The 20,010-nt window shown below is 67.3% G+C and carries 17 protein-coding genes and 1 pseudogene; 10 read left to right on the top strand and 8 right to left on the bottom strand.

What is annotated here, in order from left to right; genetic code table 11:
* Positions 1-194: 194 nt before the first annotated feature.
* Both PX653_RS12155 and PX653_RS12150 read right to left on the bottom strand, forming a co-directional pair.
* Positions 195-371 (bottom strand): hypothetical protein, encoded by a 177-nt coding sequence (locus PX653_RS12155; RefSeq protein WP_277418121.1) that lies wholly within the window; start codon positions 369-371, stop codon positions 195-197.
* An 11-nt stretch (positions 372-382) separates the two neighbouring features.
* On the bottom strand, positions 383-2,002 hold the full coding sequence (locus tag PX653_RS12150; protein WP_277418566.1) for an RHS repeat-associated core domain-containing protein: 1,620 nt from the start codon (positions 2,000-2,002) through the stop codon (positions 383-385).
* A gap of 34 nt (positions 2,003-2,036) precedes the next feature.
* On the opposite strand from PX653_RS12150, the gene PX653_RS12145 reads away from it, so the two are divergent.
* Positions 2,037-3,214 (top strand): IS3 family transposase gene (locus tag PX653_RS12145; protein WP_371876380.1). Its coding sequence is split into 2 segments (ribosomal slippage): positions 2,037-2,295 and positions 2,295-3,214, totalling 1,179 coding nucleotides; the frame shifts between segments, so codons are not numbered across the junction.
* A gap of 30 nt (positions 3,215-3,244) precedes the next feature.
* Here PX653_RS12145 and PX653_RS12140 read toward each other — a convergent pair.
* A complete protein-coding gene (locus PX653_RS12140) occupies positions 3,245-5,575 on the bottom strand; it encodes a DUF6531 domain-containing protein (RefSeq protein ID WP_277418120.1) in 2,331 nt (776 codons plus the stop codon).
* A 329-nt stretch (positions 5,576-5,904) separates the two neighbouring features.
* On the opposite strand from PX653_RS12140, the gene PX653_RS12135 reads away from it, so the two are divergent.
* Positions 5,905-6,177 carry a hypothetical protein gene (locus tag PX653_RS12135; RefSeq protein ID WP_277418119.1) on the top strand — a complete coding sequence of 91 codons (273 nt, stop codon included), beginning with the start codon at positions 5,905-5,907 and terminating at the stop codon, positions 6,175-6,177.
* A 58-nt stretch (positions 6,178-6,235) separates the two neighbouring features.
* On the opposite strand, the gene PX653_RS12130 is transcribed toward PX653_RS12135, so the two are convergent.
* Positions 6,236-7,402 carry an FAD-dependent monooxygenase gene (locus PX653_RS12130; protein ID WP_277418118.1) on the bottom strand — a complete coding sequence of 389 codons (1,167 nt, stop codon included), beginning with the start codon at positions 7,400-7,402 and terminating at the stop codon, positions 6,236-6,238.
* Positions 7,403-7,631: 229 nt separating this feature from the next.
* Here PX653_RS12130 and PX653_RS12125 point away from each other — a divergent pair, with 229 nt between their 5' ends.
* From PX653_RS12125 to PX653_RS12115, 3 genes are read left to right on the top strand one after another with little or no spacing between them, the layout of a single operon-like run.
* On the top strand, positions 7,632-7,886 hold the full coding sequence (locus tag PX653_RS12125) for a hypothetical protein (RefSeq protein WP_277418117.1): 255 nt from the start codon (positions 7,632-7,634) through the stop codon (positions 7,884-7,886).
* 59 nt (positions 7,887-7,945) lie between these two features.
* Complete coding sequence (locus PX653_RS12120; protein ID WP_277418116.1) at positions 7,946-8,287, top strand: hypothetical protein; 342 nt, start codon at positions 7,946-7,948, stop codon at positions 8,285-8,287.
* A complete protein-coding gene (locus tag PX653_RS12115) occupies positions 8,284-8,736 on the top strand; it encodes a hypothetical protein (protein WP_277418115.1) in 453 nt (150 codons plus the stop codon). Before PX653_RS12120 ends, PX653_RS12115 begins: the two co-directional genes overlap by 4 nt.
* Before the next feature lie 9 nt (positions 8,737-8,745).
* Here PX653_RS12115 and PX653_RS12110 read toward each other — a convergent pair.
* Both PX653_RS12110 and PX653_RS12105 read right to left on the bottom strand, forming a co-directional pair.
* Positions 8,746-10,028 (bottom strand): annotated as a pseudogene (locus PX653_RS12110) (putative bifunctional diguanylate cyclase/phosphodiesterase).
* A gap of 5 nt (positions 10,029-10,033) precedes the next feature.
* Positions 10,034-10,822, bottom strand: coding sequence for a PAS domain-containing protein (locus tag PX653_RS12105; RefSeq protein WP_277418113.1), 789 nt, complete (start codon positions 10,820-10,822; stop codon positions 10,034-10,036).
* Positions 10,823-10,994: 172 nt separating this feature from the next.
* Here PX653_RS12105 and PX653_RS12100 point away from each other — a divergent pair, with 172 nt between their 5' ends.
* From PX653_RS12100 to PX653_RS12080, 5 genes are all read left to right on the top strand, one after another.
* Positions 10,995-12,392, top strand: a complete 1,398-nt coding sequence (locus tag PX653_RS12100) for a GntP family permease (RefSeq protein WP_277418112.1) — start codon at positions 10,995-10,997, stop codon at positions 12,390-12,392.
* 192 nt (positions 12,393-12,584) lie between these two features.
* Positions 12,585-13,037 carry a hypothetical protein gene (locus PX653_RS12095; RefSeq protein WP_277418111.1) on the top strand — a complete coding sequence of 151 codons (453 nt, stop codon included), beginning with the start codon at positions 12,585-12,587 and terminating at the stop codon, positions 13,035-13,037.
* Between the two features lie 265 nt (positions 13,038-13,302).
* Positions 13,303-13,941 (top strand): PEP-CTERM sorting domain-containing protein, encoded by a 639-nt coding sequence (locus tag PX653_RS12090; protein WP_277418110.1) that lies wholly within the window; start codon positions 13,303-13,305, stop codon positions 13,939-13,941.
* A 234-nt stretch (positions 13,942-14,175) separates the two neighbouring features.
* On the top strand, positions 14,176-15,675 hold the full coding sequence (locus PX653_RS12085) for a beta-galactosidase (protein WP_277418109.1): 1,500 nt from the start codon (positions 14,176-14,178) through the stop codon (positions 15,673-15,675).
* Complete coding sequence (locus PX653_RS12080; protein WP_277418108.1) at positions 15,672-17,804, top strand: beta galactosidase jelly roll domain-containing protein; 2,133 nt, start codon at positions 15,672-15,674, stop codon at positions 17,802-17,804. Before PX653_RS12085 ends, PX653_RS12080 begins: the two co-directional genes overlap by 4 nt.
* Here the strand turns inward: PX653_RS12080 and PX653_RS12075 are convergent.
* Together PX653_RS12075 and PX653_RS12070 are read right to left on the bottom strand one after the other, a co-directional pair.
* Complete coding sequence (locus PX653_RS12075) at positions 17,782-18,585, bottom strand: isocitrate lyase/PEP mutase family protein (protein ID WP_277418107.1); 804 nt, start codon at positions 18,583-18,585, stop codon at positions 17,782-17,784. The genes PX653_RS12080 and PX653_RS12075 overlap by 23 nt on opposite strands.
* Positions 18,573-19,961: a bifunctional transcriptional activator/DNA repair enzyme AdaA gene (locus PX653_RS12070; RefSeq protein WP_277418106.1), complete on the bottom strand. Its 1,389-nt coding sequence runs from the start codon at positions 19,959-19,961 to the stop codon at positions 18,573-18,575. Before PX653_RS12070 ends, PX653_RS12075 begins: the two co-directional genes overlap by 13 nt.
* Positions 19,962-20,010 lie beyond the last annotated feature (49 nt).

Below are 20,010 nucleotides of genomic sequence, written 5' to 3'. Positions count from 1 at the left end.
CGTTGCATTTCGGTACGCGCGCAAGCAGCCGGGCTTCGGCATCGTGGTGCAGGTGCTCGTCGATGCCATCAGGGTAGATGACAGCCTCAAGCTCGCCGGCTTGAGTCCCGCTGCCGCTACCTGTACCTTCGCCGTGGACCGCTTTATGCGCTTGCGCCAGCGTCTCGGCACTAAGCGTGCTTCACTAGCGCAACTCACTTATATTTATTTACCCAATCTAATAATCGATGGGCCAACTCTTCTGCTTGATCGAAGGATAACTCAACCGGGTCTCCGAATTGAGAAGCTGCCTTTATGTGGATTGATGATTCATCTTCAACCCACACAGCGAGGTCATCATCTAATGCATAATACTGTTGCTCTTCCGTCATATCTAATACCCTTATGGTAAAGAGGGATCTATCCGAATGTGGGCGTTCCCTGTTGCGTCACGTATTTTCGTGCTCCCGTCACACTCGTATGCATGAACATGTGGTGCTGCTGCTTGCGGGTCGTTATAGGGTAATCCAGTCTGCTTGTCAATGTGTCCTGGATCAATACGTAACCGCTCTTTTCCTGTTATAGGATCCATCCATTTGTTCGTCTTTGCTGGATGTGGCACCAGGCCTTTCTTAATCGCTATACCTCGTATTTCTGGTCGTGTTCTTGCCTCCAGCTCGGCAGCTGTAATGGTAGGGCTAGGAGAATGGTTTAAGGAACAGGCATGCTTCTTTGAAGTGGTATTTTTTACGGATGAGTTTTTGTTTAGCCCAAGTGGATCAACCCAACCTGTGCTGTTAGGGGCGTATTGATACAGATTTTCCCCTCCCGCCAATCCAATTGGATCTTGAGTGAGGAATCTTGCGTTATCCGGGTCGTAGTATCGATGCCTGTTGTAAAAAAGCCCCGTCTCTTCATCAAAATACTGCCCCTGGAACCGAATCGGGTTGCGGATCCCGGCCTTGTGTGCCGAGTCGGTGATCGCTTCTTTGGCTAGTCCCCAAGCCTTGTACTGCGCAGACCACGCAACCTTGCCTTCGCAATCCGTTAGTTCCTGCGGTGTACCGAGGTGATCGCACTGATAGAAGGCGATCTCATCCCTACTGAACGGTTCGGCCTCCTGCTCGTGCTCGCCGTTCCACAGCGGATCGAGCGCGATGTCGTACTTGCCGTCATTGCCCGCCATCAGCGCTTTCACATCCGTCGTCGTCGCCAGCTGAAGCGCTCGGCTTCGAGTGGCCTGCACCAGCGGCACGAAGCTGCCGCCCTCGTACACATAGTGCACCGTGCGTTCGCCCGGCGCATGGCCTTGGTACGCGCTGCTTTCCAGGGCCAACGTGTCGCCATCCCAGCCGTACATTGTCCGGGTCGTGTGCCGGAGGGCAGTGCCTTGCGCCGCCTGCCTGTGTTTGGCGATGCGCCGCCCCAGTGGGTCGTAGGCAAACGTCGTGACGCCGTATCGGGTGTTGGCGCGGGTCATTCGGTTGAACGCATCCCATTCGAACGTGTCGCGCTGTCCATTCTGCACGCGTTCGACCAGGTTGCCGCGTTCGTCGTAGCGGTAGCTGGTGCCGGCATATTCCTTGAGCAGGTTGTCCAGCACTTTTGGCAGCGGGGGGCGGTGGCTGATCGTTTGGCGCTGCGCGGCCTGGGGCACCTGAATATTGCCGGCCGGGTCGAACGCGAACGTTTCGTGGCCCATGGCACTGTTTGCCGCCAGAAGCCGTCCGACCGGGTCGTAGCGGTATTCGATCCGGCCGCGCCGGTTGTCGTCGATCCCGGTCAGTTGGCCGGCCTGGTCATAGCGGTAGCGCCGCTGGATCGCTGCCTGCATGCCGACCTGGACGTCGGGACGGTACTGGCCGGGCGCAAAGTTCTGCTGGGCCCGCGCGATGGCGCCGAGCTGCTGTTCGATCAGCCGGCCGGCCGGGTCGTACTTCATCGTTTGCAGCAGGCCATTGGCCTGGGTGCGTCCGGTTTCCTGGTACAGCGCGTCGTGAGGTACTCTGATTTTTTCGGACACTCTTGTTTGGTAAAGTTCGCCAACAGGAGCCTTTATGAAGACATTGAAGAAGACGTACACCCCCGAACTCAAGGAAGAAGCTGTCAAGCTGGTACTGGCGCAGGGCCTGTCCATTGAGCAGGCGGCGGCACGTGTCAGCATTCCAAAAGGGACGCTGGCCAATTGGGTAGCAGCAGCCAAACGCGGGCCGGCTGCAACAACAGCACCTGGAAGCCGCTCCGTGGCCGAGCTGGAGGCGGAGAACGCACAGCTGCGCAAGCAGCTGGCGCAAGCAGAAATGGAGCGGGATATCGTAAAAAAAGCGGCGGCGTACTTTGCGCGCGAGTCGCTGCCAAGTACGCGTGGATAAAGACGATGCGACTCAATTTCCCTGACTATCCTGTGAAGCTGATGTGCCAAGTATTGGACGTCTCGCGCAGCGGCTACTACGACTGGCTGCGGGCGAAGCCGTCGACACGCAAGCAGGACGACGAGCGGCTGAAAGTATTGATTTCGGCAGTGCATCGGCAGACCCGCGAGACTTACGGAGTGCCACGGATAAAGCGAGAGCTCGCTGCGCAGGGACACGAGGTCGGCCGCGATCGGGTTCGACGATTGCGCCAGGAGCTCAATCTGCGCTGCAAACAGCGGCGCAAGTTCATCGCAACGACGAATTCGAATCACAACTTGCCCGTTGCTGAAAACCTGCTGGAACAGCGGTTCGCACCGCGCCGGCCTGACGAAGTATGGGTGACGGATATCACCTATATTCCGACTGCCGAAGGCTGGCTGTACCTGGCCGGCGTGAAGGACGTCTTTACCTGCGAGATCGTCGGCTACGCGATGGGCGAACGCATGACGCAAGATCTGACGACGCAGGCGCTGTGGCGCGCTGTGAGCTACAAACGGCCGGCACCAGGGCTGATCCATCATTCAGATCGTGGAAGCCAATACTGCGCCCATGCCTACCAGGAGCTGGTGGCGCAGTTCGGCATGCGCGCCTCGATGTCGCGCCGCGGGAACTGCTATGACAACGCGCCAATGGAGAGCTTCTGGGGCACGCTGAAGAACGAGCTTGTCCATCATCGCCGCTATGCCACCCGTGCTGAGGCAAAGGCCTCGATTCAGGAATACATCGAAATTTTCTACAACCGACAGCGGCGCCATTCCCGCATCGGCTTTGTTCCGCCAGCGCTGTTCGCCGAATCCTTCAGCGAACAGCAGGCGGCTTAAGACAAGCGTGTCCGTTATTGACAGTACACCTCAGAGTTTCTTGATGCCGCCCTTGGCATCGGTGACTTCGACGGGCCGGCCGACCTTGTCGTAGGCGTATTGCATCTTGTTACCGCGCGGATCGGTTTCCTCGACCAAGTGGCCTTGAGCGTTGTAGTCGCGCTTCCAGGTGCCGCCTTCGGCGTCCAGGATGCCCGTGATGCGGTGCTGGGCGTCATATTCGAAATGGACCTGAGTGCCGTCGGCGCGGGTATGCCTGAGCAGGTTGCCGTGGTCGTCGTAACGGTAATGCTCGCTGGTGCCGTCGGCGTGGATGTGACGGACGACGTTCTTCGCATCGTCGCGGAAGAACCATTCTTCGCCGCCGTCGGGATAGACGGTGCGGTAGGTGTAGCCTGCGATGTCGTAGTAGTAGCGCGTCTCGTTGCCCAGTGCGTCGGTGACGTAGGTCAGGCGGATGTTCTTGTCCCATTCCAGCCGGGTGTCGTGAGTGCCGTCATCCGCCCACTCGCGGATCGCCTTGGCGGTTGGCTCGGTGCTGTCGTACGCCAGGTTCATCCCGCGCCCGGTGCGGTCGGTGTAGCGCGTAATCAGGTGGTGGTCGTACTGGTAGTGCCAGGCGGCGGCGTTTTCGTCCTGGGCTTGGAGCAGGTCGCCGTGCTCGTCGTAGTCGTAGGCGGCGAGCTGGCGCACCAGCTTGCCGTCCTGGATTTCCCACAGCGCGCGGATGCAGCCGGTGCCGGCATCGACCTGGGTGCCGGCATGGGCGATGATGGTGTCACCTTGCTTGCTGATGATGTCGCTAAGTACCGTCTCGCCGGCGACGACGTGGTCGTAGCGCAAGCCGAGGGCCGCGCCGTCTTTGGCATGCAGCGCGATCAGCCGGAAATGCTGCTTGCCCATTTCCGCCGCTTTGGCGCGGACGGTGTCGGTCAGCTCATACGTTTCGCGCCATGGGCTGGGTTCGCCTTCTGGCAGCGGCTTGCCGAAGTCTAGCGTCAGCAAGGTGATGCTCAGGCGGGTCAGCGTGATCTGCTCGACCGGGTCGTGGAGCTTTTCGCCGACTGCCAACCAGGGGTAGCGGTGGCTGCGGCCATCGGCGGCGTGATAGCGCAGGCCGGTGGGCTTGCCCTGGCCGATGACGTCGATGCGCGTGCTGTACGGGGTCAACCAGCGCGCGCCGAGATTGCCGCGATCATAGGCGGTCAGCTGGCTGCGGTAGGTGCGGTTCCACTCGATCGGGAGCGGCGCGTCCAGCACGAAGTCGGTATGCGTAAACGTTTCGGCGCCGGTGGCAAAGCTGATCGAGCGCGCCGTGCCGCCTTTGGCGGGGCACAGCTTGCAGTTATTGGCGTCGCTAGTTGCCGGGCTTTGATGGCGGGTGGCGGCAAGCTCCTGCCCGGGTTTATCTTTCTTGTGCTGCGCGCCCTTGGCGGAGGGCACCAGTACCGGATACCGCTTCTTGTGCTCGATAACCGCGTCCCGCAGGCGCATCAGGATCCACTTGATGCTCATCTGCGCCTGTTCGTCGGCCAGTGAGGCGAGCTTGCCGCGAAACGCCGGCTTGAATTCCTTCAGGTGACCGATGATGGCTCTCACGCCAGCTACTGCACTTTGCGGCAACTGCCTGGCTGCCGTGGCGGCAGCGTAGTTCGCGGCCCTCTTGTACTGCCGGTCCAGGGCGCCCAGCATGCGGCGCCAACTGCTTTGCACCTTGGGGTCGTGCAGCTTGCTTTCCGCTTCCGCGGGGGGAGCGATGTCGAACAGCGGCTCGTTGCCGATGCAGCGATTGAGGATCTTGATCAGGTCGTCGGCGATGCCGTCGGCAACCTTGGCGCATTCGTCGAGGATGCCGGACAGCCTGCTCATCGCGCCATCGATAAAAGTCTCGAGCTCGCCGGCCAGCCTGGCGTTCAGGTGCACAACCAGCACTTCGACCACCGCGGCGCCGACATCCTTGACGCCCATCGCCAACTTTTGCCGGGCCAGGTGCAGGGCCGGACGCAGGCTCATGCGCGCCGCGCTCGTTGCCGGCAGCGGCATCACGCCGATCAGGTTGATGCCCAGGCTGACCCATTCCAGAAAATCGGGTTCCTTCCTGGCGATGTACTTCTGGATCACGCCGATGACATCCATGACCGCGTCGATCAGCGCCATGATGTTGCCGATCACGGGCAGGCTGCCGGCCACGGTGCTCAGGCGCTCCAGCGTCACGTAGTCGTGGCTGATCTTGCGCAGCCATTTGTCGAAGGCTGCTGCTGCCGCACCGACGTCTTGCTGGTCGATCGTGTTCAGTGGTGCGACGGCGACTTCTGGCGCGCGTGCGGTGAGCTGCGAAGGAGCCTGCGTGGGTACGGTCATGGAGCTGTTATACGATGGATTTTTTCAGGATCGAAGACGGAACGTCAGCGCCGAGGCGCGGCAGGGATCCGGGCTGCCCCCAACTTGCACGCCGCGCCAGTGCTTGCCGTCAGTTCGAAAACTTAACATTTTAGCACGACATCACGCTTCATTCTCGGGGAGGCGGCGTCCAAGCCGTTCGAGGTGCAAACCGAAGTTGGCGCGCAGCGCAAGCAGTCGCTTTCTGTTATATATCCTAGGCTGTTTGCTGAGCTAGCAATAATGAATTACCGTCCCGTTGGCCAAGGTCAAACAGAACGCGGCTCGATTACGACAGCGATATTCGACCCGTGCGCAAGGATGGCAGGGAGGAGCCGATCCGTTGGTCCGATCGCAAGTACGACCGGGAAAGCACCACTAGACTGATTGCGCTATTTCGCGTTGTTGCCCCGGTGGAGAAAGTGCTGTTCAACGATGTCGAGATTCCTCTCGTGATTACAGCTCGTCATCACATCACGTGCATCTATACCGCCTCCGACAAGGCAACGAAAGACGGTCCGTACCGGTGCTGGATCGGCATCGACTTGCGGACCGGCGACAGCATCGGCACAGTGAGTTGCTAGCGGCGAAGCTCCACCGCTGGCGTCGTGCGAAAACGCCGCCAGCGTTCCTGCAAAGCTCTCACTCCTCCAACTCCGCCAACCGCACCGCCACCTTCTGCCGCAAAAACTCACTATGCCCAACCACCCCCAACACAGCATCCCGCACCGCCCGCCCAACCCCTGACGACACGGTCGCCATCCGCGTCAACCCATCGGTCATCCGCACGACCTCCCGCGCCACCTCATGCCGATGCCGCGCCCACGCGACAATCCCGGCCAAATCCCCCTCGCGCAACGCCAGCGCCAGCGGCGCGGCCAGCTCGACCGCATCCTGGATCCCGATATTCATCCCCTGGCCGCCAGCCGGACTGTGTACGTGCGCGGCGTCGCCACACAACAGATACCGCCCCCGATGCACCTCGGCGGCAATCCGGTGCTGCAGGTGGAAGGACGAGCTCCACAGCAGTTCGCGCACCCGCGCGCCGGGGCTGCGTTCGTCAACCAGCGCCTGCACTTCAGCCAACACGGGCAGCTCCGCCGCCGCCGCGACCGTGGCAACGACACGATACCGATCCGTCGAACCGCCATCGTCTTCAGGTAGCGGCGCCACCACCATCAGCCCGTGCACGGAAAAGTACAGGCTGACCTCGTCCCGCGACGGCCCGTCCATTCGCACATCGGCCAGCACGAACGTCTCGCTGTAGTCGCCGCCCTCGAAGGCGATGCCGGCCAGGTCGCGCACGGCGCTGCGGGCGCCGTCGCAGCCGACCACCCAGCGCGCCTGTACGCTTTGCGAGCCACCGTCGGGCAGCGCCAGCGTTGCCGTGATGCCGTCCACGCCTTGCGCCGCGAACGCCAGCCGGGCAGGGCGTGTGACGGCGAGGCCCGCGGCGTCGAGCTGCGCCTGCAGGATCGCCTCGGTGCGGTTCTGGGGGCACAGCAGGGCGAACGGGTAGGTCGACGGGATGGCGGCAAAGCCGATGTGCAGCAGTACGTCGCTGTCCTGGCGGATGCGAAAATCCTGCACCTTCAAGCCATGCGCCAGCAGGGCCGGGACGACGCCCAGTGGCTCCAGCACCTCCAGCGTGCGCGCGTGGATGACGGCGGCGCGCGACGTATTCAATCCGGCGGCGTGCTTGTCGACCTGGAGCGCGGCGATACCGAGGCGCTGCAGCGCCAGCCGCAGTGCCATCCCGGCCGGGCCGGCGCCGACGATCAGGACGTCCGTGTGCAAAGGCATGGTCATGGGGCCTCCTGCTTGCAGTAGCGTCTACGGTCGCACGATTTGCCGGCAATGTAAACGCCGCGGCGCGCGCCGCGAGCAAGGAGACCACCGCGACACCGTTTTCCATGTACACTGGATTCCTGGCCTATCGAGCCCATGCCCCCCGCCGGCCAACCCGGCGCCGCATCCGTATCGAGATCCCAGGCAGGTGCCCAGCCGGACGCCTGCCACCCGCACGTGCGAAGCGAGCGTGTACAGGTCATCCCAACATTACCGCGGCCATGTCATCGACGTCACCTGCTTCACGCTGGACGGACGGATTGCATACCAATACAGCGTGCGCGTGACGGCCACCAACGTGCTGCGGTACGAGGACAGCTGTGCCAACGGGACCTATCGCAGCGACCAGGCGGCCCTGGACGAGGCGTTCAGCGCCGCACGCGGCTGGGTCGAGCGCTATCCGCTGCAATGGCCGTTTACCGTCCCCACCGTGGAGCCGACCTGACGCGAGCGCCAGTCGGCGCCCATCGGTGCGCGCCGCCGTGCCAACAGGAGACTACGCTCATGGACACTACCGCCGCCACCGGGCAGGACGCGGCGGCCCTCGAGGTCAGCTACGACGGCCGCCATTACCACTATCGCCAGTACCGTTACGAATCGCTCGACGATGCCATGCGCTACGCGCGTTGCGATCGCGCCCGGCCCGGCTTCCTGCCTGACTGCGACTTCCAGCCGCAATGGCTGCCGGGCTGGGTGCCCGATGCTGCCGCCGCCGCGCTGATGCACGAGTACGATATCGCCTACGTGCTGGGCTACTTCCGCCTGGGACCCTACCGCTACGAGCGGCTGGCCGACGCCGTCGGCTATGCGCGCCAGGTGCCGTGGCGTGCGCAAGGCCGGGCATGACGACAACCCGCGCGCGCGGCCGCATCGAGCGCCGCAGCGACAGCCAGCGCGCCCGCGTCATCGACGCGGCGCTGCAGCTGGACGCGCAGTGGGGTTGCGTCAGCGCCTGGCATTACCTGCGGCGGCGCGGCGTGCACCGGCCCACGGCCATGCGCGTGCTGTCGAAGGCCGGCCCGCGGCGCCAGGCCGACAGCGTGCACCCGGCCGTGCGTGATGCGCTGGAGCGGGCGACAACGACGGGTGAGCACACGCAGGCCGAGCTCAAGGCGCGCACGAACGTCGCTGCCGCCTGGGCGGTCGAACGAGCCATCGATTGCGCCGCCACGCAAGGTCGCCATTACGCGGAAGGCCTGCTGCGCATCTATGCCCTCGATACCGCGACCGTGATGCGCGTGCTGAACGAGCCGCACCGGCGCCGCCGCCGCCTGGTGCCCGAGCGCGGCCTGTGACGGGGGCCGTCAGGCCGGCGTCGCGACGGGAACCGATGGGTGGAGGAATGCGCCGGCGAAACCGGCGGCGTCGACCGCCCGGCCAAAGTAATAGCCCTGGCCCAGCGGGCAGCCCGCATCGGCCAGGAACTGCATCTCCGGCTTCGTCTCGACGCCTTCCGCCACCGCCGGCAACGCGATGTTGTGGGCCAGCGTGAGACGGCGCGCAGCAGCGCCTGGCGCCGTGGCGTCGCCGTGTCGATGCCGTGCACGAAGGCGCGGTCCACCTTGACGAGATCGATCGGCAGCTCGGCCAGGTAGCCCAGGCTGGAATAGCCGGTGCCGAAATCGTCGATGGCGATCGACAGGCCGACGTCCTTCAGCCGCTGCAGCGCCAGTGCCGATGCATGCATGTCGCGCATCAGCGCCGACTCCGTCAGCTCCACCTGCAGCCGGCGCGGGTCGAGGCCGGCCTCGCCGATCTTGCGCGCGATCCGGTCCGGAAAGGTGGGGTCCTTCAGCACCAGCGCCGACACGTTGATCGCGATCGCCTCCGGACAGCAGCCGGCGCGCTCCCACACGCCGGCCTGGCGGATCGCTTCGTCCAGCACCCATTTGCCGAGCGGGACGATGAGGCCGGATTCCTCCGCCGCGCGGATGAACCTGGCGGGACTGACCCAGCCCCAGTCGGCATGGTGCCAGCGCAGCAGCGCTTCGCAGCCGCCCAGCGTGCCGTCCGACAGGCGGAACTTGGGCTGGTAGAACAGCTGGAAGCTGCCGTGTTCCAGCCCGGTGCGGATGCCATCCTCGACCTGCCGGCGCTGCACCGCGCTGGCCAGGAGCTCCGGGCGAAAGAAGCGCCACGCATTGCGGCCGGACACCTTGGCACTGTGCAGCGCCGTGTCGGCATGGCGCAGCAGCGTCTCCGCGCTGCGCCCGTGCTGGGGATACAGTGCGATGCCGATGCTGCAGCCGACGTGCACCTGCTCCGCCTCGATCGTGTGCGGCTGCGCGACGGCCGCCAGGATGCGGTCCGCCGCGCGGGTGGCATCGTCGCTGCTCGTGCCCGGTGCCATCAGCACGACGAACTCGTCGCCGCCCTGGCGGCTGATCATGTCGACCGCGCGGAAGCAGTTGCGCAGCCGCGCCGCCACCGAGACCAGCAACGCGTCGCCGGCGGCGTGGCCGAGCGTGTCGTTGACGGCCTTGAAGCGGTCCAGGTCCAGGTACATCACGGCCAGCTCCTTGCCATTGCCGTGCGCCTCCAGCAGGATGCGGTTCAGGTGGCGCTGGGCGGCAAAGCGGTTCGGCAATCCCGTCAGGAAGTCGTGCAGGCCAGGTAGTCGACTTGCGCCTGCAGCTCGCGGGCCTCGGTGATGTCGTGGAAAACCATGACCGCGCCGGACAAGGTGCCGTCGGCTTTGGCGATCGGCGCGGTCGAGTCGTCGATCATGATTTCCGAGCCATCCGGCCGCACCAGGATGCAACCGGCCTGCAGCCGGATCGTCTGGCCCCGCGCCAGCGCCTCGACGATCGGGTGGACCAGCGGGCGCAGCGTGGCCGGGTCCTGCAACAGCATCAGGCTTGCGACGGGCGAACCCAGCATCTGCTCCCGGTTCAGCTGCATCAGGCGCTCCGCCGCAGGATTGCAGTAGGTGATCTTGCCGTCGGTGCCGGTGCTGATGACGGCATCGGCAATGGCCGCCAGCACTGCGGCGCCGCTGTCGCCGGGCATGGCGGCCCGTGCGGACGCCACGATCGACGCGATCAATGCGCGCAGCAGCTGGCGCGACGCCTGCGCCAGCACGACCTGGGCCGCGCCAAGGTCCACGCCGGCGGCCGGGGCGGCCACGAGCAGGATCACGGGGATGGCCGCGCCCGGCGCGGTCAGGGCCGCGAGGAATGGCGGGCCGCCGGGACCGGCCGCGGCCGCGTCGAGCATGAGAATGTCCGGTACCTGGAGCGGCACGGGGCGCCCGGCGGGCCGCAGCCGCGTGATGAAGCGCAGCATCATACGGTCGACATCGTCGGGTAGGTTGCCCAGCAGTTGCCGCAGCATGCGTCGTTCCGTTCGGTCGGCAGTTGCCGCCAGTACCTGGATATCCATGACGCACCTTTCAAGGGCGAAGTCGCCTGACCCACAGTAGCACACTGCCTGCGCGGCCGCACCCGCCGTTCGCGCGGGCGACCCGGGGCAACCGGCACACCCGAGCCAACACGACAATGCAAAACACGCTAGCATCGGGCTCCGTACATTTTCGACAACTGTCCGAGGTCCCATGTCGTTCCTGATTGTCCTTGCCGCCCTGGTCTTCCTGATGCTGGCCGCCTACCGGGGCTACAGCGTCATCCTGTTCGCCCCGGTGGCCGCGCTGGGCGCCGTGCTGCTGACGGAGCCCGGCGCCGTCGCCCCCGTGTTTTCCGGCATCTTCATGGAAAAGATGGTGGGCTTCGTCAAGCTGTACTTCCCCGTGTTCCTGCTGGGCGCCGTGTTCGGCAAGCTGGTCGAGCTTGCCGGTTTTTCCGAAGCCATCGTCGTGGCGGCGATCCGCTACATCGGCCGCTCGCGCGCCAACGCCGTGATCGTAGCCGTGTGCGCGCTGCTGACGTATGGCGGCGTGTCGCTGTTCGTCGTCGTGTTCGCCGTCTATCCGTTCGCCGCCGAGCTGTACCGCCAGAGCGGCATCCCGAAGCGGCTGATGCCGGGCGCCATCGCGCTGGGCGCGTTCTCGTTCACGATGGATACATTGCCGGGCACCCCGCAGATCCAGAACATCATCCCGACGACGTTCTTCCAGACCACGGGCTGGGCCGCGCCGTGGCTCAGTACCGCCGGCGCGATTGCCACCGTCGTGGCCGGCCTGGCGTACCTGGAATGGCGTCGCCGCGGCGCGATGGCGACCGGGGAGGGCTACGGCGACGACGCCGCCGCGCCCAAGCGCGCCGAGGACGCGCGGCTGCCCCATCCGCTGCTGGCGCTGGCGCCGCTCGTGCTGGTCGGCGTCGCCAACTTCGTGCTGACCGCACTGATCCGCCAGTGGTATGGCGACAGCTACCTGCTGACGCCGGACCTGCTGCCGGGCCTGCACGCGCCCGTGCAGACGCCCGTCAAGACGCTGGTCGGCATCTGGGCCGTGGAAGGGGCGCTGTTGCTGGGCATCCTGCTGGTGTGCGTCACCGCGTTCGGCCGCATCCGCGCGTCGTTCGCGGACGGCACCAAGGTGGCCGTGGGTGGCGCGCTGCTGGCCGCGATGAACACGGCGTCGGAGTATGGTTTCGGCGGCGTGATCGCGGCGCTGCCCGGCTTCGTCTCGGTCAGCGAGGCCCTGCGCGGCATTCCGGACCCGCTCGTCAACGCGGCCATTTCCGTGACGTCGCTGGCCGGCATCACGGGCTCCGCGTCCGGCGGCATGAGCATCGCGCTGGCGGCGATGGCGGACACGTTCATTGCAGGTTGCAACGCGGCCGGCATTCCGCTGGAGGTGCTGCACCGGGTGGTGGCGATGGCGAGCGGCGGCATGGATACCTTGCCGCACAATGGCGCCGTCATTACCTTGCTGGCCGTGACCGGGCTGACGCACCGGCAATCGTACCGCGACATCTTCGGCATCACCCTGATCAAGACGGCGGCCGTGTTCTTTGTCATCGCGCTGTATTACCTGACGGGGTTGGTGTGATCGTCGGCGATGTCCAGGACAGATCCGCTAAAATGTTACGTCTATGTCGCATCTCGTTCACAATTGCCGCACCGTACCCCCGTTCGATTGCATGCCACGCTTTTGAAAGGTAAGGTGTCGGGCAACTCGTCGCTGATGCCGCCGGACCGGCCGCAGCGATGACCGGCAAACCATCATCGTGGCGGAGTATCGATGCAGGAATTACGCAAGGATGTGCTGACGGCGCAGAAAGTGGCCACCGGCCTGGTGTTCAGGCAAATGCTTGGGCTGGCAGATGCGCGGCGCTACTTGCTCGAGGAGCAGGTCCCGCCGACAGTCATCGAGCGCGTGCTGACGGTCGGCGAGACCCGCGGCAACGAAGTGGGGGCGTCGATCGGCGGACGGGTGCCGGCCCAATGGCATGCAGGCCTGGCGCAGGCGTTTTATTGCAACGCCGGCCGGCGCACCGACGTCGTGCGCGCTGCCATCGTCGAAGCGGCGCTGGTCGTCTCCGAGCAGCTGGGCACCGAACGCGCCGAGGCGCTTTTGCAGCGCGAGAAGGTGGCGCCCGACGTCATTGCCAGGGTGCTGGCGGGCGACAGCAGCCAGCGCCGCGCCAGGCCCGAGCGGGAGGACGCCAAGGCGCCGCAGGCGCCGGCTTCGTAGGCGTCCAGCGTCGAGGTGGCGGATTGGCCCCGCGTCGGCACCAGCTGTCGTCACTGTCTCGCCCAGCAAACAGGCGTCCCCCAATCGGTCGAAGCGCTTCGTCCAGCGACGCATCATCCATGCGCGGATAGGCTGCCGTGCACCATTGTTTTTATGCTAACCTCATCGGCTGCCTCCAGCCACCTGGGGGCGACGCGGCTTGCAAGTCGCAATGTGCGAGCCGCATCCATCGCGCACAAATTCAATCTCACCAATGGAGCAGCACATGTTAGTCAAAGCATGCATGGCCTTGTTACTGAGCGGCGTCGCCGCTCTCGCTTCGGCAGCCCCGATGACGCTGACGGTCAACGGTTCCGGAACCATGGTCTCCACCGGCCCATTGGGCTCGAATACACCGGGCCAGTTGTCGATGACGATCGACTATGACACCGACAGCTTCCACGGCACCGAGGCATTCGGCTACGGCGCGTTCGGCGCGGCCAGCCTGACCTTCACCACCGCCGGCGCGTCCTACACGGTGACCAGTGTCGACGGCGCCGATCTGCTGATGGGCAACTTTGGCGACACGCGGCCCTACCTGAGCTTGAGGGCGTCTTTCCAGGCGCAGGAACAATGGGGCAACCAGGAGGCCGGGCTGACGTTGTATCTCGACCGCCCCGGCGCGCTGACGCCGCCGGACCTGTTGACGCCCCGCGTGGTGACGCTCGATAACCTGGCCGGGGCGACGCTCTGGCTGCAGACCCGCGACAACGGCGGCGAGCTGTTCGCCGAGCATGACATCGCCTTCGACAATGTCACGGTGACGATTGCCTCCGCCGTCCCGGAACCGGCTACCTATGCGATGGTGTTCGCGGGTCTCGGCATCGTCGGCGCTGCGGCCGCCCGGCGCCGGCGCGTCGGCTGACGCGGTAACCGCCCGGCGCTGGCAACACCTTCGCCCCTCGTGCGCCACCCTGGGGCGAAGGCGTCGCACCGTGCTTCCGGCCGGCGAAGACGAGCGGCTTGGTGAAGCGTCCGCTACTCGCCGCAATCGCTCGACACAATTGCTCAACAACGTGACCGTTCCCGCCGTTGCCGGCCCGGCAAAAGCCACTATGATGGGGCACCTCGCATTGCCTGCCACGTCATCCGAACGCCCATGCCGATCGCCACTCGCCTGTCCACGCTGCTGTTCTCCTTCGCCCTTGCCCAGGGCTTGTCCGCCACCGCCCAGGAACTGGGCATCCCGCAAGCTTCCGATGCGACCCGTCCGGCGGGCCAGGCCGCCAGCACGGCCAGTCCAGGCACGGCCAGTCCAGGCACGGCCAGTCAAGGCACGGCCAGTCAAGGCACGGCCAGTCAAGGCACGGCCAGTCGCGGCACCTGGGTCATGGCCGCCACCACGGCCACGTCGCCCGGCACCATCAGCCTGTTCGCCTCCAGCGATGGCGTGACCTACACGTCGCTGGCCTCCGAGGCCATCCGGCCCGGTGGAGCTAACGCCCGCGCGCCCGCATTGCTGCGGCATGACGACGGCTACTTCTACCTGCTGTACGCGACCGGCCGGCACGAGCTGGCGCTGGCCCGCTCGCGCGACCTGCGGCATTGGGAGCCTGCCCGGCAGGTACCGTTCGCGGGCGACGGCGACGTTACCGCCATCGCGTGGGGGCAAGGCGCCGGCGGCGCACCGCAAGCGCTCGTGACGACGACCGGCGGCCGCTGGCTGCTTGCCGCCGACGCGGCGCTGGCACAGTGGCAGGCCGCGCAGCCGCTGCCGCGCGAGGCCGCCGCCACCACGCCGCCCGCAGTGAAAGGCGCGGCGGCAGGGGTGCGCGAAGCGAGCGTGCTGCAGCTGGACCGGGCGGCATTCGATGCGGCCACGCGGCCGCGCGGCAAGCCCAGGCAGGTCAGCTGGGACCAGTATTCGCTGAAGATCGATGGCGAGCGCGTCGTCATCTGGTCCGGCGAGATCCACCCGTTCCGCCTGCCCAATCCCTCGCTGTGGCGCGACGTACTGCAGAAGATGAAGGCGCTGGGCTTCAACGCCGTCGCGTTTTATTTCGACTGGGGCTACCACTCGCCCGCGCCGGGCGTGTACGACTTCGCCCACGTGCGCAACGTCGAGCAGGCGCTGGAGATCGCCGAGGAGGAAGGCTTGTACGTGATCGCGCGCACGGGGCCGTACGTCAACGCGGAGCTGACGGCCGGCGGTTTTCCGGGCTGGCTGCTGCGCAGCCGCGCCGAAGCCCGCACCGACGATCCCGTCTACCTGGCGGCGGTGGACGAGTGGATGACGCAGATTAACGCCATCGTCGCGCGCCACCAGGTCACGACCGGCGGCGGCAACGTCATCGCCTACCAGTTGGAGAACGAACTGGGCAAGGTCGAACCGAAGCATGTGCGGCAGATGGAGCACCTGGCCGCGAAGGCGCGCCGCGACGGCATCACGGTGCCGTTCTTCCACAACGCGGCCGGGCGCCTGCCCGACTGGGCGCCGAAGGGCGCCAGCGCGCCATGGGCCAACCCGGGTCCGACCGACCTGTACGCCTTCGACGGCTACCCGGGCGGCACCTGCAACGTGCATGCCGATCCGGCCGGCCCGAATGCCGCCCCGACTGGGGCATCTACGGCCATGGCGGACCGAAGACGGGGGCGTTGACGTCGCCCCGCACGCCCGGTTTCGCGGCGGAGCTGGGCGGCGGCTGGTTCGATTACTGGGGCTCGAACGGCACGTATGCCTGCACCGCCGAGCGCCAGGGCAAGGGCTACCAGCGCGTGTTCTACGGCACCAACCTGATCAACCGCATCACGATCCACAATGTCTACATGACGTTCGGCGGCACGTCGTGGGGCTGGCTGGCCGGCCCCGTCGTGTACACGTCCTACGACTATGGCGCCCCCATCGCCGAGGACCGCGGCGTGCGGCCGAAGGCGCTGGCGCTCAAGCAGCAGGGCATGTTCGTGCAGGCCGCGCAGCAGGCGCTGGCACAGATGGACAAGGGCCCCGCGCTGCAGGCGTCATCGCCGCACGTGAAGGTCTACCACAACGTCAACCCCACGCTGGGCACGCACGTGCTGTTTGCCGTGCACAGCCCGTCCAATCGCACCAGCGACGACACGTTCACGTTCGACCTCGCGACGCGGGACGGCAACTGGCGCGTGCCGCTGCGCCTGAACGGCCAGGACGGCAAGCTGCTGCTGGCTGACTTCCCCGTGGGGCGCCAGCACCTGGTCTACTCGACCTCCGAGCTGCAGGCGCAACTACCCGATGGCGAGCGCGATATCGTGCTGCTGCACGGCCGCTCCGGCGAGGCCGGCGAGACGCTGCTGCGCTATGGTACGGCCCCGAAGGTGGAGGTGCTGGCCGGCCAGGTGACGTCGGGCTACCAGCGTGGCGTACTAAAGCTGACGTATGTGCACGATGGCCTGGCGCGGGTGCGCATCAGCGGCGGCGGACGCGCGCCGCTGCTCCTGCTGCTGGCGGACGAGCCGCACAGCCAGGCGTTCTGGCTGCGGCACACCGCCCGCGGTCCCGTGCTGGCGCTGACGCCGGCGCTGCTGCGTGGCGCCGCCTATGCCGACGGTAGGCTGGACCTGACGGGCGACACCAGCATTGCGAGTCCGCTCGAGCTGTGGGGCTCGACCGCGCAGCACGCGACGTTCAACGGCGCGGCGCTGGCGCTGGCGGCGCAGCCGGACGGCAGCCTGCGTGCGGCGCCCGTGCCCGGCCCCGCCACCGTACGGCTGCCCGACCTGGCGGCGCAGCGCTGGCTGCGTCGCATGGACAGCGTGGAAGCGCAGCCGGGCTTCGACGACAGCGGCTGGGTGCGGGCCGACGCGCGGCCCTCGGCGGCGCAGACGTGGACGACCCCGGAACGGGGCCAGGACACGCTGGCGATGAGCGACTACGGCTTCCACCACGGCGACGTGTGGTACCGGGGCCACGTGCAGGTCGCCGACCCGTCGACCGACCAGCTCGAACTGTTCTATGGGGGCGGCGGCGCCGGCATGCTGCAGGTGTGGGTGGACGGGCGCTACGTGGGCCAGCACGAGCTGGACACGGGCCGCCAGTTCCCCGAGACCACGGACAGCGCCAGGTTCGCCCTGGGCCGGCTGGCGCCGGGCAAGCACGTCATCGCCGTCATGGTGCGCAACAACTCGCACAACTGGGACCTGATGGCGGACGACGCGCACCGCGAGGCGCGCGGCCTGATCGCCGCCTCGCTGACGTCGAAGGGCGGGCGCCGTTTCGCCGTGCCGATCGCGTGGCGCCTGCAGGGCAACCTGGGCGGCGAGGCCATCGCGGACCCGGTGCGCGGGCCGATGAACAACGGCGGCCTGCATGGCGAGCGGCAGGGCTGGCACCTGCCGGGCGCCCCCGCCGACGGCTGGCGCACCAGCGCGCCGACGGCCGCGCCGCCCGCGCCGGGCACCTACTGGCTGCGCACGAGCTTCGCGCTGGACCTGCCGCGCGGGCACGACGTGCAACTGGGCCTGGCCTTCGGCGATACCGACCGGCCCCGTTCGGCGCGGGAGAACCGCGCGCTGCTGTTCGTGAACGGCTGGAACATGGGGCAGTTCATCGCCCACGTGGGCCCGCAGCGCACGTTCGTCATCCCGCCCGGCATCGTCAATCCGAACGGCGTCAACACGCTGGCACTGGCCGTGACGACGGACGGGCGGCGCGCCAATGCGCTCGAGCCGGTCCGTCTCGTCAACCTGCGCACGGCGCGCGGCGGCGTGCCGCTGGAACTGCTGCCGGGGGCTACGCCACCATCAGCGCATTGATCGCGCCATAGCCCAGGGCGCCCGGCGTGACACGGCCCGTGGCGAGGAACTCGCGCACGGCTTGCTGCACCTGGGACCACCCCGCCTCGCCGATCGCCGAGCCGGCCGACAGGCGGCGCACGCCCAGCTCGCGCAGCCGTGCGGGCGGCGGCAACGTGGGCAGCGCCATCACGTTCAGGGGCAGTGCCACCGCCTGCGCCACCGCCGCGATCTCGTCTTCCTGCGCCAGGCCCGGCACGAACAGCCCGCTGGCGCCCGCTTCGCGGTACAGCGCCGCGCGACGGATCGTTTCAGCCACGCGTTCGCCGGCAGGGGCCAGGCCGCGCAGGTAGACGTCGGTGCGCACGTTGAGGTAGAGCCTTACGCCGGCTTGCTCCGCCGCCCCGCGCGCGGCGGCGATCTTGCGGCACAACAGGTCGACGGGGCCGCTGCCATCCTCGATATTGATGCCGACCACGCCGGCTTCGGCCAGCTGGCGCACCAGCGTCGCCACCGCAGCCGGATCGTCGCCGTAGCCATCCTCGATGTCCACGCTGAGCGGCAGCCCGGACACGCGGCCGATCCCGCGTGCCGCCTGCAGCAGCAGGTCGACGGGCAGGTGGCTGCCGTCCGCAAAGCCGTGCGCCCAGGCGACGGCCGCGCTGCTGGTGGCGAGGGCAGTGGCGCCGGCGGCGGCGGCCACGCGGGCGCTGCCGCCATCCCAGCAGTTGGCCAGCATCAGCAGGCCATCCGTATGCAAGTGGTGGAACAGTTCGTCGTTGCTCGTCTCTATACTGCGCATGGAGTCTCCTCGGTCAATGAAAGGTGGCGCGCGGCATAGGCGCGCCAGGGTTGCCAGGCGCTGCTGCGGGCCAGCAGCGCGGGGTCGGCGCAGCAGAACGCGTCGCCCTCGCCCGCGACTGCCGTGGCCACGCGGGCAGCCAGCGGTGCGTCGAAGCCGGCCAGTGTTGCGAGGCGCGCGCCGACGGGCGCGCTGCCCGGCTGCAGGAACGTCGCGTCGCGCGCCATCGCATGCGCCAGCGCCTGCAGCGCCTGGAGAAGTTGCGGTGCCGCCGGCAGGTCCGCCAGGCCGGCAGCGGCGACGGCGGCCGGCGCGGGGAACAGGTGCGTCACGCCCGGCAGCTGCAGCGCCGGCGCCAGCGCTTCGGCGCAGCGTGCCAGCAGGGCGGGTAGGGCGCCGGGCGGCAGCAGTGCCAGCACGGCGGCTTCGAAAGGGTCCCAGGGGCCGGCCACCCGCAAGCCCGGCCTGGCGGCGATGGGCGGCGCGAGCAGCGGATCGGCCGCCAGGTGGGCGTCGATGGCTGCGATGTCGGCCGCGGTATCGCAGGCACGGGCCACGCGCGCGAGGGTGTCGGCCAGCATGCGGATGTCGTCCAGCCGCAGTCCCACGTGGAGGTTGTGCCGCGCCGGTTCGTGCCACACGCGCACGGTGCCGCTGGCCGTGCCGATGCGCACGGCGCGGCGGTATTCGGCGCCCGCGACGTTGGCGATACCGGGCAGGACGGGACATTGCGCCAGCAGGGCGGGCCAGTCGTATGGCGGCCGGTAGCGCAGGCGCAGCACGATCTCGGCGGCGCTGTCGGCCTGGCCCGCGCTGCGGCCGCGCAGCGCGCTGGGCGGCCGGCCATACATGGCCTGGAACGTCTCGTTGAAGCGGCGGATGCTGCCGAAGCCGGCCGCCATTGCCACCGCCGTCATGGGCAGCCGGGTTTCGTGGATCAGCTGCTTGGCGACCAGGATGCGGCGCGTCTGCAATACGGCGACCGGGGAGGCCCCCAGGTGCTGCTGGAACAGGCGGCGCAGCTGGCGCATGCTGACGTCCAGCCGTGCCGCGACGGCGGCCAGCGCCGGCTCGTCGTGCTGGCCGGATTCGCCCAGCAGCGCCAGGGCACGCGCGACCGTGTCGGAACTGCCGCGCCAGGCGCCGCCACCGGGCGCGGATTCGGGGCGGCAGCGCAGGCACGGCCGGAAGCCCGACTGCTGCGCGGCGGCGGCGGACGGGTAGAAACGGCAGTTCTCGAGCTTCGGCGTGCGCGCCGGACAGATGGGGCGGCAGTAGATGCCCGTCGACGTGACGCCGACGAAGAAGCGGCCGTCGAAGCGCGCGTCGCGCGCCTGCACGGCCCGGTGGCAGCTGAAGCGGTCAGTGAGGTCCATGCCGCCATGATGACATGGCGGGCGTCGCGTGGCTGGCGGAAAACGGCCG

This window comes from Pseudoduganella chitinolytica (assembly GCF_029028125.1).
GTDB lineage: Bacteria > Pseudomonadota > Gammaproteobacteria > Burkholderiales > Burkholderiaceae_D > Rugamonas > Rugamonas chitinolytica.
The sequence above is the reverse complement of the archived record's forward strand: the minus strand, read 5'-3'. Positions and strand labels throughout refer to the sequence as shown.